At 58.8% G+C, this 18,122-nt stretch carries 9 protein-coding genes; 8 read left to right on the top strand and 1 reads right to left on the bottom strand.

Annotation, left to right across the window (positions count from 1 at the left end; genetic code table 11):
* The first annotated feature begins 156 nt into the window (after positions 1 to 156).
* From QEH54_RS07860 to QEH54_RS07830, 7 genes are all read left to right on the top strand, one after another.
* Complete coding sequence (locus tag QEH54_RS07860; protein ID WP_309018104.1) at positions 157 to 2,481, top strand: cation:proton antiporter; 2,325 nt, start codon at positions 157 to 159, stop codon at positions 2,479 to 2,481.
* A 54-nt stretch (positions 2,482 to 2,535) separates the two neighbouring features.
* On the top strand, positions 2,536 to 4,983 hold the full coding sequence (locus tag QEH54_RS07855) for a hypothetical protein (RefSeq protein ID WP_309018103.1): 2,448 nt from the start codon (positions 2,536 to 2,538) through the stop codon (positions 4,981 to 4,983).
* 241 nt (positions 4,984 to 5,224) lie between these two features.
* Positions 5,225 to 5,857: a cytochrome c nitrite reductase small subunit gene (gene nrfH, locus QEH54_RS07850; RefSeq protein WP_309018102.1), complete on the top strand. Its 633-nt coding sequence runs from the start codon at positions 5,225 to 5,227 to the stop codon at positions 5,855 to 5,857.
* Positions 5,854 to 7,353 (top strand): ammonia-forming cytochrome c nitrite reductase, encoded by a 1,500-nt coding sequence (nrfA, locus tag QEH54_RS07845; protein ID WP_309018101.1) that lies wholly within the window; start codon positions 5,854 to 5,856, stop codon positions 7,351 to 7,353. The genes nrfH and nrfA overlap by 4 nt, the downstream gene beginning before the upstream one ends.
* An 81-nt stretch (positions 7,354 to 7,434) precedes the next feature.
* Positions 7,435 to 8,751: a cytochrome c biogenesis protein ResB gene (locus tag QEH54_RS07840; protein WP_309018100.1), complete on the top strand. Its 1,317-nt coding sequence runs from the start codon at positions 7,435 to 7,437 to the stop codon at positions 8,749 to 8,751.
* Positions 8,748 to 9,533 (top strand): cytochrome c biogenesis protein CcsA, encoded by a 786-nt coding sequence (gene ccsA / locus QEH54_RS07835; RefSeq protein WP_309018099.1) that lies wholly within the window; start codon positions 8,748 to 8,750, stop codon positions 9,531 to 9,533. Before QEH54_RS07840 ends, ccsA begins: the two co-directional genes overlap by 4 nt.
* Before the next feature lie 139 nt (positions 9,534 to 9,672).
* Positions 9,673 to 15,534: a S8 family serine peptidase gene (locus QEH54_RS07830; RefSeq protein ID WP_309018098.1), complete on the top strand. Its 5,862-nt coding sequence runs from the start codon at positions 9,673 to 9,675 to the stop codon at positions 15,532 to 15,534.
* Between the two features lie 37 nt (positions 15,535 to 15,571).
* Here the strand turns inward: QEH54_RS07830 and QEH54_RS07825 are convergent, their stop codons facing one another.
* Positions 15,572 to 17,266 carry an NAD-dependent malic enzyme gene (locus QEH54_RS07825; RefSeq protein ID WP_309018097.1) on the bottom strand — a complete coding sequence of 565 codons (1,695 nt, stop codon included), beginning with the start codon at positions 17,264 to 17,266 and terminating at the stop codon, positions 15,572 to 15,574.
* A gap of 222 nt (positions 17,267 to 17,488) precedes the next feature.
* Here QEH54_RS07825 and QEH54_RS07820 point away from each other — a divergent pair, with 222 nt between their 5' ends.
* Complete coding sequence (locus QEH54_RS07820) at positions 17,489 to 18,097, top strand: TetR/AcrR family transcriptional regulator (protein ID WP_309018096.1); 609 nt, start codon at positions 17,489 to 17,491, stop codon at positions 18,095 to 18,097.
* Positions 18,098 to 18,122: the final 25 nt, after the last annotated feature.

Genomic DNA, 18,122 nt, shown 5'->3' with positions numbered 1-18,122 from the left:
CGAATAGCCCGCCGAGTCTCCTCCATTTCCCTGGCAAACGTCGTCTGAGCAGGCCTGCGTGGCTGTGCGATTCCGATGCGATCGAATCTTGGACCGGTCGCGTTTCACTGAGGCTTGAAAAGCGGCGGGCTCCGCCGCATAACCGCAGTCCAAGCCATGCTGACCTACGAGCCCCTTTACCTCATTCAAGACCTCGCGGTCATACTTGTGTCCGCCATCATCGCGGCCGGCTTGTGCAAAAGCGTCAACCTGTCTCCGGTAGTGGGCTACTTGCTGGCAGGCATCATCGTCGGCACGCCGCAGATCACCTTCATCTACGTCACCGACACGGCCCGCATCCACCTGCTTTCGCAGCTTGGACTCATCTTTCTGATGTTCACCATCGGGCTGAGCTTTCGTATCCAACGTTTCAAACAGCTCGGCATGGGCATGGTGATCGCCTGTCTTTGCACGGCTTTGCTGACGCTTACCATCGCCAGGGCGGTGGCGGGCTGGATCGGGCTAGGGGCGGACGCCAGCCTCTTTTTCGCGGCTATGCTGATGGTCAGCAGCTCCGCCGTCATCGGCAAGTGCCTGCAGAGCCAGGGCGTGACCCATCAGCGTTTCGGCCAACTGGCATTGAGCATCACGCTTTGCGAAGACATCGTGGCCATCGTACTGCTTACCATTCTCGGCTCCTACGCCGCCATGGACGTGGAGTCGGCCTCGAGCAGCCTGAAGCTCGCCACCCAAGTCGGCATGCTGATCGGCTTCATAACCTTGCTGCTGCTGCCGGGCATCATCTTCGTGCCTCGAACCTTGAAGCGCATCAGCAGGATGCGAAGCGACAAGGAGGAGCTGCAGACTCTATTCGTCTGCGCCGTGCTGTTCGCCATGGCGCTGCTGACCTTGCTTTCCGGATACAGCCTGGCGCTTGGTTCCTTCCTCTGCGGCGTGCTGGTCGCCGAGTCGAAGCAGAGTCGCCAGATCAGCGGCTCGTTTTCCGGGCTCAAGGACCTTTTCGCCGCGGTTTTCTTCGTCGCAATCGGCATGAGCATCGACATCTCGCTTTTCGGCGACGCCGCCCTGCTGATCGCGGTCGGTTCCGCTCTGGCCCTGGCGCTGCGGCCCTTGGCCGCGACGCTTGGTCTCCTGTTGACCTGCGAAGAGCCGGTAGACGCGACGCGGGCCGGCCTGAGCCTCTCCCCTATCGGCGAGTTCTCCTTCGTGATCGCGAACCTCGGCGTGGCCGCCGGCGTGCTCGAACCGAGATTTCAGGCCGCTGCAGTGGGCATCGCCTTCGTCACCGCCATTCTCTCGCCTTGGATCATCCAGCGAAACGACGGCATCGCCAATGCCCTCAATCCCGGGCGTCTCAAGTGGATCGGCTTCGGGCTCAGCGCCTACCGCAAGATCTGGACAGGCTTCTCAAAACGCCAGAAGAGCAGCATCCTACTCAGGCTGCTCAAGCCGCGCATCCCCCAGATCGTGGCCGAGCTCCTTTTTGTTTCCGCCATCCTGGCGTTTTCCTCGCCCATCTACGCGCAGCTCGCCAAGTATCCGCCCACCATGGAGCTGCTCGAGCGTGGCGCCTATCGGATTTCCTACTGGATCGTGGTGGCGGCGCTGGCCTTGACTCCCACCATCGCGCTCGCTCGCAATCTGAACGCCATGTCCTTGCTCGTCGGCGACGCTCTGACGCAACAACTCCCTCACGGATCGCCGGCCAAGCGCGCCATCATCCTCCTGCTGCGCGGCCTGGGGCTTTCGTTTCTCGCCCTTTGGCTGATCAACCTGATCCCCTTCAGCTGGATCGGCCCTTACGGCTTGGCGGCGACCTTGCTCTGCGTACTGATCCTGATCGCCGTGGGCTGGCGCCGGATGGTCTTTCTGCACAGCCAGGCGACCTACTCCATCACGCAAACCGTCACCACCAACAACTCCTCGGAAGAGGAGGAGCTGGCTCTCGACAAGGCGCGGCGCGAATGGGGCATCCAACTGGAGGAAACCTTGCTCAGTTCGTCCGGCATCTCCGGGCGCTCCTTGGCCGACCTGGAAATCCGCGAACGCACCGGGGCCACCATCGTGGGAATCGAGCGGCAAGGCCACTACCTGCCATCGATCGGGCCGAACACCCATCTTTTCGCTGGAGATCGCGTGTTCGCCACCGGAAGCATGGAAAGCCTCAGAAAGCTGAGGGACCTCTTCGCCAAGGACACGGAAACCGACTTGGACGACGCCATCGACTACAGCGCCGCCATTTTGGAAACGGTGATCGTGCCGGAAGCGTCCGAATGCCTCGGCAAGTCGCTCAAGTCCCTGAACTGGCCTCGCCTCCTAGGAGTGCAGGTGGTGGCGATCCGGAAAAAGGGAGAGGAAACCCGCCACGCCCAAGCCAGCGACCTCATCGAAGCGGGCGACCTCCTTCTGCTGGTTGGAGTGCCGAGCTCCCTGGCAGCAGCCAAACAAGCCCTTTCCACCCCAGGGCCCCGAGTGAATTGACAAGAGCGAGCGAATGAAGCCATAACGGGTGGGTTACCCCTAAACGTTCCTGCTATGCATCGCTACTTGTTTCCCCTCTTCGCTTCGCTTTGCTGCCTGCATAGCTCCTTCGCCCAAGAAGCCCGCAACCGAGCCGAACCCGGCCCCTTCACTGGTTTCGACTACTACTTGTCGTTCGACTTTCGACATGACGGCGTGCTCAAAACCCATCGGGGAAACGACTCCGACTACCCCCACCTCTCCACCTTTTGGGATCTTGATTCCTCTTCGCAAATCACGGGAAACGAAACGAGGCATTCCTTTCGCAAAGCCCTGGACCTTTCGCAGGATCGAAAGTCGGCCCTGCACCTCGGCAGGTTCGGAAAACTGTTTCTCACCCAGCTGGATTCGGAAAGCCCTCCCCGTCCTATCGACCTCCCAGGCCACCTGAGCGCCGCCACCTTCACCTCGGACGGCGAAGGCATCTTCTACGCGGCCAGCCAATATCCTCTGACCCTCGGCGCGATCGAGATCGAATCCGGCGCGCGCCGCTGGCAGAAGGCCTACGAGGGGCGTTTCAAGCAATTCCACTATCCGAACGACTCGCGCCTCATCCTTCTCAGATGGATGGACGAAAGCTACCTCTACGACTTCGATCGAATCATCGTGATCGATACCGATACCGGAGACGCGCTCTTGGACCGCGAGCTCACCGTCTACTCGGAGTTCTACTTCACTTTCTTCGAAGGGGCGAGAAAGCACCTTCTTCTAAACGGTGTGACCATCGGAGAAACCTACCACAAGACCGCTATCGTCAATAGCGACACCGGCGAGATCATCCCGGTAGGCGAAGATCAATCCGTCCTACTCGGACGCTTCCTCGCCAACGGGCAGCTGGTCATGCTCAAAAACGACCTCAACGACAACAGCTACCGGATTTTCAACACCGATGACGGCAGCCTGTTCCTCGATCTGGCGGAATTCGGCTTTCCGGAAACCGATCGCGCGACCGTGGACCTCGAAAGGAAACGTCTATTCGTACGCGTCGATTCAGGTATCGAGGTTTGGGATACGGAAAGCAAAACCCTCCTTTTCTCGCTCCCGACAGACAGCCGGTCCGCGGCTTGGATCGCCGTTTCAGATGACGGACAGCGCCTCGCCGCCCTACTGAGCGACGGAAGCATACGCGTCTGGGATGTCGACTCCCCGTCCTCGCCACGCGATTTTCCGCAAGGCATCGCGCCGATCTCCGTCCGCTTTCGCTTTTCCCCCAACAGCCATCACCTCGTATTCGGAAACCAAAGGGACCTCGTCTTCTTCGACACGGACCTCGAATCCCAAGCGATCCGCCCCATAGCTCGAAGCAGCATCGAGCTTGCCGGTTTCGATCGAAGCGCTGGTCTCTTCTACGTGATCGATCAGAAGCGTGAGGTTTCCTATTTCAGCAGCGAAACGCTCGAGCCAACGAGCCATGAGCCCTACGCGTTGCCCGACGGCAATCTGCTAGCCGCGCGCGCCGAGTCTAGAACGCTGCTTAGCTCGTACGGGAAATCGATTCGTATCTCAGACCTGGATACAGGTGAAACGAAATGGGAGCTAGAGGCCGAATCAAACGTTTCGTCCGGCTGGCTCTCCCCAGACGGAAGCTACCTAGCCTTCCTCGACGAAGAGAGCGGCGAACACCATTTCTTCGATGCGACTGCCCACACCGCGACGGTCTCCATCCCCTTCGAAGTCGATCGCAATACCTTGTATAGAAAAACCGCCATTTCGCCGGATTTCCGCTCGCTGATCATTCAAACCCAAGACCCCGATCGCACGCCTGAGCGTCTGCTGCACATCTTCACCATCGACCACCAAAACCGGACCTACACATCCAAAGAGCTCGTTCTTTCAGGTCCGACCTACGGATTCTGCGTAAGCGACGACTCGAAATGGCTCTACTTCGTGGAAAAGATCGACGGATCCTACCTGCTCACACGGCTCTCGCTCAAGACCGACGCGCCGCTCGAGCGGCTGCAAAATCCGTTCAGCTCGACCCCGAGATTCGTATTCAACGTTTCACTACCAGATCGATTGCTGCTCATCAGCTCGGAAAACGAAGCGTGCTTCGTCGATCGCGAAACAGGCCATCCAACGGATCGCTTCGAGCTGATCTTGGATCAATACGGCGTCGACCTCCATGAGTGCGAGCTGTTCTTCGATCCGCACCATTCGACGCTCGCCCTGAGCTCGTCGCGTTTTCCCGTTTACGACGCCTTCACGACCTGGCGGCTCAGGTCCGACCTGCCACTGCCGCTCTCCGTCGAGGTGGGAACCGACTCGGTCGAGCTCGACATCGCAGTCGCCGAAGGAGCGTCCTTCTTCATCGAAAGCTCCCCTGATTTGATAAACTGGAGAGCGAACCCGCCCGCAACCTCCAGCGAAACCGGGTCAACCCGGCGTAGCGTTCCGATTTCCCCGCATCATACCGAAGTCTTTTTCCGAGCCTTCGAAACAAGCGAATTCACGGCAGCCGAATAGAACGCGGAACGGAATCGGCTTCGCCGAGAGCGGCGCGCGCCCTCAGCTCCTCGTATTTCGGTTTTCAATACGCCTCGCCAGCGCAGAACAAGCGCGTTCCGAACCAAGCCAACTGAGCCGCAGCAAATCGATTCCGATCTACGACGCTTCGATCAGGACGGGCTAATCATTAGTAATTTATCTTTTATTCTTGATTGAAGATAAGCGAAGCTTAAGTTGCATTTCACTTACCACTTTTAAGATGTCCGTAAGCCCTCCTGACTCCGATTCGGAAAAGCCCTCGCTCTGGAAGCGTCTTTCCCCTTCCCCGGCCTGGCGACTTCCCCTGATATTGAGCACCGCCATCCTGCTCGGCCTGGGTTGCGTGCTGCTGCGGGTGTCGAACGCGACTTCCTACTTGTCGGACGAACCGTCGGCCTGCGTGAACTGCCATATCATGAACCCGCAGTACGCCACCTGGGAGCGCGGCAGCCACGCTCGCGTGGCGACTTGCAACGACTGCCACGTGCCGCACGACAACCTGGCCAACAAGTACTATTTCAAGGCCAAGGACGGGCTGCGGCACGCCTTCATGTTCACTTTCCACATGGAGCCGCAAGTGATCAAGGTGCACGAGCCGGGCATGGGCGTGGTGCAGCAAAACTGCATCCGCTGCCACGAGAACCTGCTCAACCACACGCCCAACATGATGGTGACCTTCGAGGAATCCCAAGCAGGCCACGGCAAGCTCTGCTGGGACTGCCACAGCGAAACGCCGCACGGCTCCGTCAACTCTCTTTCCGCTACCGAGTTCGCGCGCACGCCTGATCTCGACTCCGTCATGCCCGAATGGATGCAAAACCACTTCTCCAACCCTAACGAAGAACAAAAATGAATCGGCAAACTAGCTCTTCTGGCTCGCGCATGGGCTGGATCCTATTCCTCTCCACTCTCATCGGCGTTTTCATGGTCGGCTTCCTCATCACTTCCGTCATGGAGCGTCGCGTCGAAGCCAAGCAGGCCAAGATGACCAATCCCATCGCCCAATGGGAGCCGCGCAACGAAGTTTGGGGAGCCAACTTCCCTCGCGAATACGAGGGCTGGAAGAAGACTTTGGAAACCGACTTCAAAAGCGCCCACGGCGGTTCGGCCAAGACCGACTATCTGGAAGAGTATCCTAATCTGGTGATCCTCTGGGCGGGCTACGGTTTCTCCAAAGCTTACGAGCAAGGCCGCGGACACGCTCATGCCATCGACGACATCCGCGAGACCTACCGTACCAACGCTGGCATGCCGGCCACCTGCTGGACCTGCAAGTCCACCGACGTGCCGCGCGTCATGAACGAGATGGGCGTCGCCGAATTCTACGACGGCAGCTGGTTCGACCGCGGGGAACAAATCGTCAACGCCATCGGCTGTCAGGATTGCCACGACCCGCAAAACATGAACCTGCGCATCTCGCGACCGGCTCTGGCCGAGGCCTTCAACGACATGGGCAAGAACATCAACGAAGCCACGCATCAGGAAATGCGTTCCCTGGTCTGCGCCCAGTGCCACGTGGAGTACTACTTCGAAAAGGAGCCGGCCAAGTACCTGAAGTTTCCCTGGGACAACGGTTTCTCTGCTGAAGCCATGGAAGCGTATTACGACCAGCTCGAGTTCTCCGATTGGACCCACAAGCTCTCCCGTGCGCCTATGCTCAAAGCCCAACATCCGGACTACGAACTCTACATGACCGGCGTGCACGGCCAGCGCGGCGTCTCCTGCGCGGATTGCCACATGCCCTACAAGTCCGAAGGCGGAGCGAAGTTCACCGATCACCACATCCAGAGCCCGCTCAACGCCATCGATCGCTCCTGCCAGGTGTGCCACCGGGAATCGGAAGCCACCTTGCTGACCGACGTCTACTCCCGCCAGGCCAAGGTCATGGAGCTTCGCGGCATCGTGGAAGGCTTGCTGGCCAAGGCACACATCGAGGCGAAAACCGCTTGGGACGCTGGGGCGACGGAAGAGGAAATGAAGCAGTCGCTGACCCTCATCCGCCATGCTCAATGGCGTTGGGACTGGGTCGCCGCCGCGAACTCCGCGGGCTTCCACGCTCCCAACACCGCCCTGCAAGTTCTCGGCACCGCCATCGAAAAGGCCGGCGCCGCTCGCCAGGAAATCGCTCGCGTCCTGTGGTCGCACGGCATCACAGAGCCCATCGAAATGCCGGACATCTCGACCAAGGAAAAGGCCCAGCGCTTCATCGGGCTCGATCCTGAAGAATTGGAATCAACCAAGGCAGAGCATCGCCAAGAGCTCTTCCCCGCGTGGGACGAAACCGCAGCCGCTCGCCAAGAGGCCATGGGGCTTCCCGACAACGTTTCCGACAAGAAGAGCCTCTACTAGGCCCTTCATCTCTAGGTAGGGCGCGGCGTGGTGGCCGCGCCCTGTTCGAGCCTCGAAACCACCACCAGCCAAGAACAACGCATGCAAGCCGCGACACCCTCGTGCGAGCGCCCCGACCTCAACGCCAGCGCTCGCCCAACCTTCAACACCGCAATCGGCCGCGACTACGCGATCAGCGCCGCGATCTGCCTCGGCACGAGCGTGATCGCCATCGCGCTCTCCGCCTCCCTTGGAGGAAAACCGCTCTCCGCTCCCCCATTTCCAGGAAACGCGTATTTGCTGGGCTTATACGCTCTGTGGATCGTCACCACGAGCGTATTCGGGCGACGGTTACGCCCCGTGCAATTGCTTGGCGGCATCAGTTTCGCACAATGCGCCATCGCCCATTTCTTTCTCTGGGTGCTGGTGGCGGGCCTGATTCCCGCCAAACCGGAAACGGAGCTTCACCCCGTCGCCCTGTCTCTAGGACTGGCCCAACCGACGGCGAGCATTCCTTTCAACGCCGCCTTGCTCCTCTTTCTCACCAACCTCGGGCTGGGTTCGACCACCCGCCTTCTAAAGCGGAAAAGAGGCAAGCTGCGCTTCGCCCTTAACCACCTTGGCATCTGGCTCCTGCTGTCTGCCGGACTGATGTCTTCATCCGATCTGGAACGCTGGGAAATCTCCGTCACCGAGGGAAACGCCACCGCCCTGGCCACCCGGGCCGCCGGACACGAGTCGCGCTACCTGCCTTTCGGTGTCGCTCTCAACGACTTCGGCATCGAGTTCTTCGCTCCTCAGCTGACCCTCGTCGACGTCGGCGAATCGGTGATCATTTGGGAAAAGGGCGAACCATTGATCGATCTCGAAGAAGAAGCCATCGGCCAAATCAGGGCTTGGCGGATAGAGGTTCTCGAAAGCATTGCCTCCGCCCTTCCTGACGGCGACGGCTACCAAGCGAGCGGATCGCCCTACGCCGCTCCGGCAGCTCGTATCCTAGCTACCAATACGAAAAATGGAGAAACGGTCGAGGGCTGGATCACCTGCGGCAGCATCGCCTCGCCAACCCGAACGCTCTTGGCTGGCGACTCGTTTCGCTTCGCCATGGCCATGCCTCGCCCCAAACGCTTCTATTCAAAAGTCACCCTTTTCGAACCGGACACCGAGCCGCGGGAAGCGTTGCTGGAAGTCAACAAACCAATCCACATCGCCGGTTGGTCTCTCAACCAGCTTTCCTACGACGAGTCGGCCGGCAAGGCCTCTCGCCTCTCCGTCATCGAAGCGGTGCGCGACCCTTGGATGCCGATCATCTATTTCGCCTGCGGCATGATACTGCTCGGAGCGACCTTAACCCTCTTTTCTCGAGCCAGGGCAAACCGTAGTCCTTCGATCGATACAGAAAAGGAGATCGAGCGATGAATACCGCCCAAAGCTTTCCCCTGCTCGCTTCGGTGGTGCTGACGTCCTGGATCGGCGGAATGCTCGCCTTGTCTCGTCGGCGCGTACTTGGCATACTGCTTCTCAGCGCCGGCTGCCTGTGCCTCGGCGGCTTTTTGGTCCTGATCTGGATCACTCTGGAGCGACCGCCCATGCGCACGCTTGGCGAAACACGGCTCTGGTACGCCTTTATGCTTCCGGTAGCGGCAGGTCTGATCAGCTATCGCTGGAGGCTGCTCTGGCCGCTCTTCTACGCGGTTCCGCTGGCTGGTCTGTTTCTGGGCATCACCTGGGCGCATCCAGAAAGTTGGGACAGTACGCTCATGCCCGCCTTGCGCAGTCCTTGGTTCGTACCACACGTGCTCGCCTACCTACTCGCCTACGCCTTTCTTTCCGCGGCTTTCGTGGGAAGTCTTCGCGGCTGGAGGGCCAAAGGCGACGAAGCGAAAACCGCTCAAGCCATCGCCTTCGCCGATCGGTCCGCTCAAATCGGTTTCGGCCTGCTCACCCTCGGCCTCATCATCGGAGCCATCTGGGCCAAGGAAGCCTGGGGTCACTACTGGACCTGGGATCCCAAGGAAACGTGGGCGTTGCTGACCTGGCTCGCGTACCTCGGCTACGTTCACCACCGTATCCAATTTCCGAATAAGCGCGCCTCAGCCTTCGCATTCCTCGCCGTCGCCTGGGTGGTGCTGCTGCTCTGCTGGTTCGGGCTAAACTACATGCCCATCGCCAGCCAAAGCGTGCACAGCTACGCCAGCTAGAAACAGCTGGGCTGGCTTCTCCCAACGACGCCTTGAAATAGAGCCTTTCGAGTACGCAGATCCTACTAAGTAGATTGACCTTTGAGCTGCGATATGTCGCAATCCGCTGGATCCGGATCCCGCTCCTCATCGCACTCGAATGAAAAAACCCCTTCTCTTCGTCTCCGTCGCCTCCCTCGCCATACTCGGTCTTTCGTTGATTTTCATCCCTTGGAAAAACGCCGTAAACCCCGGAGACATCGAAGCGATAGTAAAACAAAAGGAAAACACGCCACGCCGCGCCCCAGCCGAATCCGGCGACGCTTCACGGCGAGAGCAAAGAGCTCGGCCCGCATCGCCCCCAGCGTTGGAGCCCCAAGAGGTCGCATGGCGAGATCCACGTGATTGGGAGTTCGCCAAACTGCATTCGGAAACCCGCCATCCCAGCCAGGACCTGGCCTCCGCTTCCTACAGCAGAATTAGAATCGTCACCACCGATGGGTTCGATTTCCCTATCCGCCTGGAGGAAGCGGTCTATGTCGACCCGAATTCAAACGATGAATACACCGAGCTCGTCTCGGCCATGGCAGCAAACCGGATTCTGCTCCACTCCGCCACCCCGCTTCGAAAAGACGATGTCGAGCAAATCGCCCAAGCGCTCGGCTGGCAGTTGAGCTCTACCATCCGAAGCCCCTTCCTAGCCGAACTCTTCACCACGGACTTTACAGCCGATACCGTACAACACGCTCTCGAAAGTATCGATCTTTCGGATACTGGCATTCAAGTCAGCGCCAACCTTATCTTCTACGCTAGCGCCTTCCCAAACGATCCCTCCTATGGGCGCGGCGAACAGTGGGCGCTCAACCATCGGCAGGACAACGATATCGACGCCCCGGAGGGCTGGCGGACGAGAACGAGCGCCGGCGACATCATCATCGCCATCACCGATTCCGGCATCCGCTTGGATCACGAGGACCTGAAAGCCAACCTTTGGACAAACAGTCGCGAGATCGCCAACAACGGCATAGACGATGATGGCAATGGCTACGTCGACGACGTGCACGGGGCGAACACCATAGCGCCAAGCCTTTCCGCCAACGACGACAATGGGCACGGAACGCATGTCGCTGGCATTGCAGGCGCCGTGGGAAACAATTCCATAGGGATTGCTGGCGTGGCCTGGGATGTGAACCTTATGGCAGTCAAGTGTCTCAACAAAGACGGCCAAGCATCCGTAAGCTCCCTGGTGGATGGCATCGACTACGCAATCGAAAATGGAGCCCATATCATAAACGCAAGCTGGGGAGGCTACGGTTTCGCGCCGGCATTGAGAGACGCGATATACCGAGCCCAAGACGCCGGTATCTTCTTCGTGACTGCCGCTGGAAACGATGCCTCCTCTCAGCTCCCCGTCCCCGCGGCCTACCCGATCGATTGCGTCGTTGCCGTGGGCGCCGTCGATGACGACGGAGAACGGGCCTCCTACTCTAACTACGGCTGGAGAACGCTGGATGTCATGGCGCCAGGGAGCGGCATCCTATCTAGCTGGCACAGCAGGACCAACGCCTACGCGAGCCTAAGCGGCACCTCCATGGCCGCCCCGCTCGTCTCAGGAACCCTCGCCCTAAACCTCGCCCAGCACCCGGATAGCGACATCGACGAACAGATCGCCCGCCTCCGCGCCTCGGCTGAAACGCGGCCCGGACTACGTTATTTCGCCATGTGCTCAGGGATCGTGAATCTTGCGAACAGCCTCGAAATGATCCGAATCCCCCAAATCCCCAGCATCACGGACTCCTCTGAACAAAGCGTCACCATCTTGGAAGGCGAATCAGCCAAGTTCAGAGTCACGGCTGAAAGCGATATCGAACTAGCCTATCAGTGGTACTTCGAGCAGAGCCCCCTCGAAGGAGAAACCAACGCCGCTCTAAACCTCGACGCCGTACCGGCCGAGAGTAGAGGAACCTACACCGTCGAAGTCAGCAACGCGGACGGTAGCGTCTATGGCAGCTTCTCACTGATCGTGTATCCAAGAGTTGAAGCCATCGAAAACGTTCTAGGCAGCGACATTCCGATCTACGCCTCCCACGAGGACGATTGGCAAATCGTTCAAGACGAAACCGATGCCGCGCCCTACGTCAGCGCCGCCGAGCAGTCAAACGGACGCCTGGCCAAACTCGTTCTGCTCGCCCCCAGCGAAGGCCTTCTCGAATTCGAAGCCAAGCTCGGCGAAAATCGGGTGATCGGTCTGGTGGCTGAAATCCAAAGCGACATCTATGAGCTAGAGTTGCCAAATAGCGATTGGACCACCGGTCGCTTGTTTCTACCTTATCAAAGCGACCAGAGGGTGACGGTTACCTACGGCACCCGCCTATCGACATTCACAGCTCCCGCAGGGGGCCTGGCGTTGAGAAAAGCAGTGTTTTTCCAGTCACAACAAGCGCCGCCTTTCATCATCAGCCACCCGAGCTCCAGAACAGTCTCCCTCTTCTCAAAACCGAAACTCAGCTGCGACGCGGAAGGCGAAGACTTGAACTATCAGTGGTTCAAGGACGATCGGTTGATCGACGGAGCGACAAGCTCCACCCTCGAGCTATCTCCGATCCAAGAAAACGACGCCGGACGATACCATGCGCTTGTTACCAACCCGTTCGGCTCCGCCAAAAGCCAAGTCGCGGAACTATCTATCGACGACACGCCTGTTCCCGCGACGATTCTCGATGCCGCGTACGAGACCACGACACTGATTGTTGGAGAGTCCATCGAGCTTTCGCGCGAGGTGGTGGGAGAACCTCCCATCGTCTATCAATGGTATCGCTCAACTCCGCTGATGCCGACCCAGCCCTTGCCCACTTCCGGCCCCAGTCTCGCCCTCGGACCCGTCACCGAAGCGCACACTGGCACCTACCATCTCGAGGTGAGCAACCAATACGGAAGCTATCGATGCGAAGGCCACTCGATCACCGTCGTCGCCTCGGACGATCGACGCCCTCCCCGCCTCTCGAGCTCCCCTGAGGACCAAACGATCTACGCCATCGAAAATGGCTCGTCTCCTGTCTTGATAAGCATCGGAGAAGTATTAGGGACGCAGAGCTACCAAATCAAATGGTTCAAAGATGGAGTGGAGCTCCCCAAAAGCGAACTTGGCAACCTCCTCCCAATACGCGCTCCCAAGATCGAAGACTCCGGAACCTATTTCGCGGAAATCAGCAATCGATTCGGCACCATCACCAGCCATGAAACGACCTTGCACGTACTCTCGTCCCTGAATGAGGCGATCGACGCGAACCGGTATGTTGTGTATTCGACCAATGACTACACAATAGGAAGGATAGACGTTCGCAGCCAATCCACGGTCACTCGCGATGGCATCGACGCTCTAGAGATCACTCACGATGGGCTCGCGCCTCAAGCTAGCGAATTCCACGTCATGGGAACGCCTCCCAATACCAACGTTAGCTTCTTTTGGAAGAGCGACCTGGGCACTCGTCTCGTGGTTTCTCGAGGAGAGCTCTTTTCGAAAACCCTGGTGGGAACCGGCCAATGGCAAGAGTTTCTCTTTTCCTCAGGAGAGCTTTCTCAAGCCACCGTTTTCACCCTTCATTCCACCTCCGGCCCCGTGACCGCATGGGTAGATCAATACCTACCCACGAAGCGACCTGCGATCCTACATGAGATCGCTCACGACCTGCCGGCCCTTGGGAGCAGAGTATGCCTCAAAGCGGAAATCACCGGCCCCGAGCTTGCTCTACAGTGGTTCAAGGATGACCAGGAAATCCCGGGAGCGAATCAACGTCAGCTCGTGATCGAGGAGTTCTCCGAGAGCGATATCGCATCCTACCATCTACGGGGCAGCAACTCCTTCGGCTCCGCTCAGACCCAGAAAGCACAGCTAGAGGGAATACCGTCGCTGGCTCACGGTATCGGCTCAAACGTCGACTTCGCCATCGAAGGGAGCGAGTTCATAGACTCCAGCCAGACCGACCCGGAAACCGGCCATCCCTACTTCCAAGCGCGTCTGGAAAACGGCCAAAGCGTCTCCCTCGCCGCTCAAGCGAGCGGACCCGGAGTGCTGGTTTTGGACTACCAAGGCAACCTCGGCGACGCCTCCATCACGATAGACGGAAAAGCCTACGCTCTCGGCGACCACAGTGAAAGAGGCCTTTCCGCGTATTCACTTTCTAGCGACAGCAACACCATCACTCTATCCCTTTCCGGCGGGTCGAATACAGGTTGGTCAAAGCTCTACGGCATTTGGACCCAAAGCGATCCCATCATCACCAGTCAAGCCGAGTTCTACGGCGTTCAAATTGAAAGCTTCGATAACAACGAACCGCCATTCATCGCGGTCGGCGGTATCGAGCCGCTCTCTCTCGAGTGGTACCGAAACGGTGAACTCATTTTAACCGAGTCAAACCAAAGCTCTGGTATCCACAGACTGTTTTCCACAGCTCCCAACAAGAACCAGGAAGGCGAGTACACCTGCACCGTCACGGACGCCGTCGGAGCTACCGTGGAGTCCGCCCCCATGAGCGTCGCCTTCATCGAATCCTACAGCGCCGTTCTCGATGCCCCCATCTACTCCCTCTACGGTCTGACCAGCGGCAGCCGCTACGACTACCAGGATTTCGTCCATGGCGGCTCGTCTCTTTCCATCGCTGGACCGTTTTCCGATGAACAGGCTCCGTTCCAGTTCTCATACAATGCGAAAAGCCTTTGGATGAAGACCGTCGGCTTCGATCCGAACGACGAGTTCTCCGTATCCATTGGCCGAGGAATGACAAGCAGTTTTCCTCCTCCAACAGAGTGGACCGAAGTCTCGATCTCCTCCGATCTGGATGATTGCTACGTCTTTATCCCATCGAACGACAACCCGAACGCTCGCGTGCTCATCGATAAGGTCGCTCTCGACGATCGCGTGCGTTTCGAGCAGCAGCCAATGAGCCACGCCACCTTTCTTGGCGACAGCATTTCACTGCGGGCCGAGGCCCTGAGCCCGATCAATCCCCTATCCTATCGGTGGGAAAAGAATGGTCGAAAAATCGCCGGCGGAGAAGACGGTTTCCTATCGATCGAAGACCTTTCCCTCGACGACCTGGGACGCTATCAAGCCATCGCAATAGAAAGCGCCGGGGGCGAAACCTACAGCGAAGTCGCTACCGTTTCCTTGCTGAAGCTTCCTTTCGACCTAGCCATCGATTTCCCCGGAGTTCGCCTTGGCACATGGGGCCATGCCTTGTGGGGCATCGACGAATCTCAAAGCGTCGCGGGGCCGAGCTGCCTCCGCTCCGGTGAAATCGGAAACGGACAGGAGAGCGGCCTTAGGATCGAAATCGACGGCCCCGCGATCGCGGGATACTACATCAAAGGAGATGGGTTCGAACTCGACGAAGTCGAAAGGGCCGCAGACTGGACTTTCCGTCCGCTGGGCTACATCGCGGCCGGCGAGTCTCGCGCCTTCAATATACGGGTCAAGGAAAGCAACGATGAGCCGGCGGGTGAACCCTCCAGCGCTTACCAAGCCATCGATCGCTTGATCATCTCCCCTCTCGCTGCCTATTCGTACGAGCAGTGGCGAAGCGATCTCGGTTCTCAACACATCCTTGCTCCCTCCTCCCACCTCGGGCAACAGGAAGACCTAGACAACGATTCTATCCCCAACTGGCTGGAATACACCTTCAACCTCCATCCGCTCCGCAGCGATCCCATTCCCGCGTTCCAAGTCACGCTTTCCCCAAGCGGCGAAGCGAAAGCCACCCTGGACTACCAGCTCGCCCGTAGCAGCGCATCCTCCATGGTCTTCGAAAGCAGCTTGGATTTGGTCGAGTGGAATCTGACGCGCCCCACCCTTACCCTCCAAGATTCCACGGAAAACTACCTCTCGTATCGAGCCGAGATCGTATCGGGAAATTCGAGCTCCACCGGCCAGTTCTTTCGCTGGAGACTCGTAAGAAACGGTACCGCCGATACGCCGAGCATCTATTTGGAAGAAACTCCTCTCCAAACCGGCCCAACGGAGTAGGACCTGTTCCTGACAAAGCTCTGGTTCGATTCGGAACCTACAGCGAGGTCCGTTCGTAGCGCCTGTATTTCGGCTCCCAATACACCTTGTCTATGGCCTTTTCCAAGGCCAGCTCCGTCAGATCGGTGGCCACTCCGTCCTCCATGGCCTGCCGGGCAACGCGACGAGCGATGAGGCGGCTGAGCTCGCGCAGCTCTTCCAGAGCAGGAAGCAAAGGGGCTCCGACGTTGCTCTGATGCGGCGAACTATCCGCTAGGGTACGGCTGGCCGCGATGAGCATGCCCTCCGTCACCCGACGCGCCTTGCTGGCCAGCACCCCTAGCCCGATGCCGGGAAAGATGTAGCTGTTGTTGCACTGAGAGATCTGATGCACCTTGCCCTTGTAGTTAACCGGATCGAAGGGGCTTCCAGTCGCCACGATGCCGCGGCCTTCCGTCCAGGCGATCACATCCTGCGGGGTCGCCTCCGCAAGGCTGGTCGGATTGGAGAGCGGAAGAATGATGGGCCGTTCGATCTGGCTAGCCATCAAACGAATCTGGTTCTCCTTGAAGAGACCGAACTGGCCGGAGACGCCTACCAGTATGGTCGGACGCGCCTGCTTGATCACATTGATCAACGGCACCTGGCCCTTCTCGTCACGCCAGGAATCCACTTGCGAGCTTGGCTGCGCCAACTCCTCCTGAAAGTCCCGCAGCCCCTTCATGTCGGAGGTGAGCAGTCCATCCTTGTCCACCATGAAGATACGCCCCTTGGCTTCCGCCTCGGACAAGCCTTCGGACCGAAGGTGAGCGACCAGATGCTCCGCTATCCCGCAGCCGGCCGATCCCGCGCCCACGAAACAAATACGTTGCTCCGCCAGGCTCTCGCCCTTTCGGGCCACAGCCGCCAACATGGTGCCAACCGCTACCGCAGCCGTCCCCTGGATGTCATCGTTGAAGCAGCACAGCTCGTCTTGGTAGCGCTTCAACAACGGCATGGCGTTGGGCTGGGCGAAGTCCTCGAACTGCAGCAGGACGTCCGGCCAGAGGTCCTTCACCGCTTTGATGAACTTGTCTACAAAATCGAAATACGCCTCGCCTCGCACCCGCGGCGAGCGTTTTCCCATGTACATGGGATAGTTGATCAGCTCCTCGTTGTCGCAACCCACGTCGAGCGTGATGGGCAACGTATTGGCTGGGCTGATACCCCCGCAGGCGGAATAGATCGCGAGTTTTCCGATCGGTATCCCCATACCTCCGATGCCCTGATCGCCCAAGCCGAGAATGCGTTCCCCATCCGTCACTACGATCACGCTCACTCGCTTGCGCGTCGCGTTGCGCAGAATGCGATCGATACGATCCCGATCCTCGTAGCGAATGAACAAGCCTCGCTTGCGCCGGTAGATCTCCGAAAAGCGCTGGCAAGCCTCGCCTACCGTCGGCGTATAGATCAAAGGCAACATCTCCACCAGGTAGTGAGTGAGCAGGGAGTAGTAGAGCGTTTCGTTGGTATCCTGAATGCCGCGCAAGTAGATGTGCTTCTCCATGCGCGAGGTCAGCTGACTGAACTGCAGGTAGGAGCGATCCCGTTGCTCCTCGATCGTCTCAATGCTGTGCGGCAGCAATCCTTCCAGATTAAACTCCCGACGCTCCCGCTCAGTGAAGGCGCTTCCCTTGTTGAGCAAGGGGACTTCAAGCAGAACGGGTCCCGCGTAGGGAATGTATAGAGGGCGCTTCGACTCGGACTCAGGCATTCCACGATAGAAAAAGCGCCACCGCTCAAAGCAAGCCTGTTCCATTGCTATATCGCACGCGAAACGCCACCCGCCACCCGACGCTTCCACGAAAAACCGCCCCCGCCACGCTCCAATGCTCAGTCCCCGCTCCTCGGGGCTTTCACTAGGTCAAAGCACTTTCGTGTTAATCCTACTAACATAAAGTTTGACGAAGGCGCCTTTGATGTTACTCGTACTAACATGAAAGAAGAGGTGGAGAAAAAGCAGAAGCAGCGGAGCTACCGCCAGCGAGCGCGGGCTCGGGCCAGCGCCGAGACCGCTCGAACGATCGTCACCTCTTTCCTGAAACGCCTTGGCGACCAGTGGTACGAGGATATCACCTTGGACTCCGTAGCCCAGGACGCCAACGTCACGGTTCAAACGGTGATTCGCCGCTTCGGAGGGAAGACCGGGCTTTTGGAAGCGGCGATCAAGCAGCTGGGCGACGAGATCGCGGTGCGTCGGCCAGTGCGGCAGGGCGACGTGGATTTCACCGTCAAAGCCCTGGCTGACGACTATGAATCGGTGGGCGACTTGATTCTTCGCTTCCTCAATCAGGAGGACCGTCACGAAGCGATCCAACCTGTAGTTGAAAAAGGGAGACATGGCCATCGCGAGTGGCTGGAATCCGTTTTCACCAATGAGCTGACCCATGCCAGCCCCGCGAAACGCCGCAAGCGCCTGGATGCGCTCGTCGTCGCCACCGACCTCTACGTTTGGAAATTGCTCAGACGCGACATGAAGCGACCAGTTTCCGAGTTTAAGAACGTGTGCCGCACCCTGATCCATGCCGCTCTGGAACACAGCTGAACGCGGGCGAGCGAACGTCTTTTTC

It is taken from the genome of Pelagicoccus sp. SDUM812003 (genome assembly GCF_031127815.1).
Lineage (GTDB): Bacteria > Verrucomicrobiota > Verrucomicrobiia > Opitutales > Opitutaceae > Pelagicoccus.
This window is presented reverse-complemented; position numbering and strand designations above follow the sequence as displayed.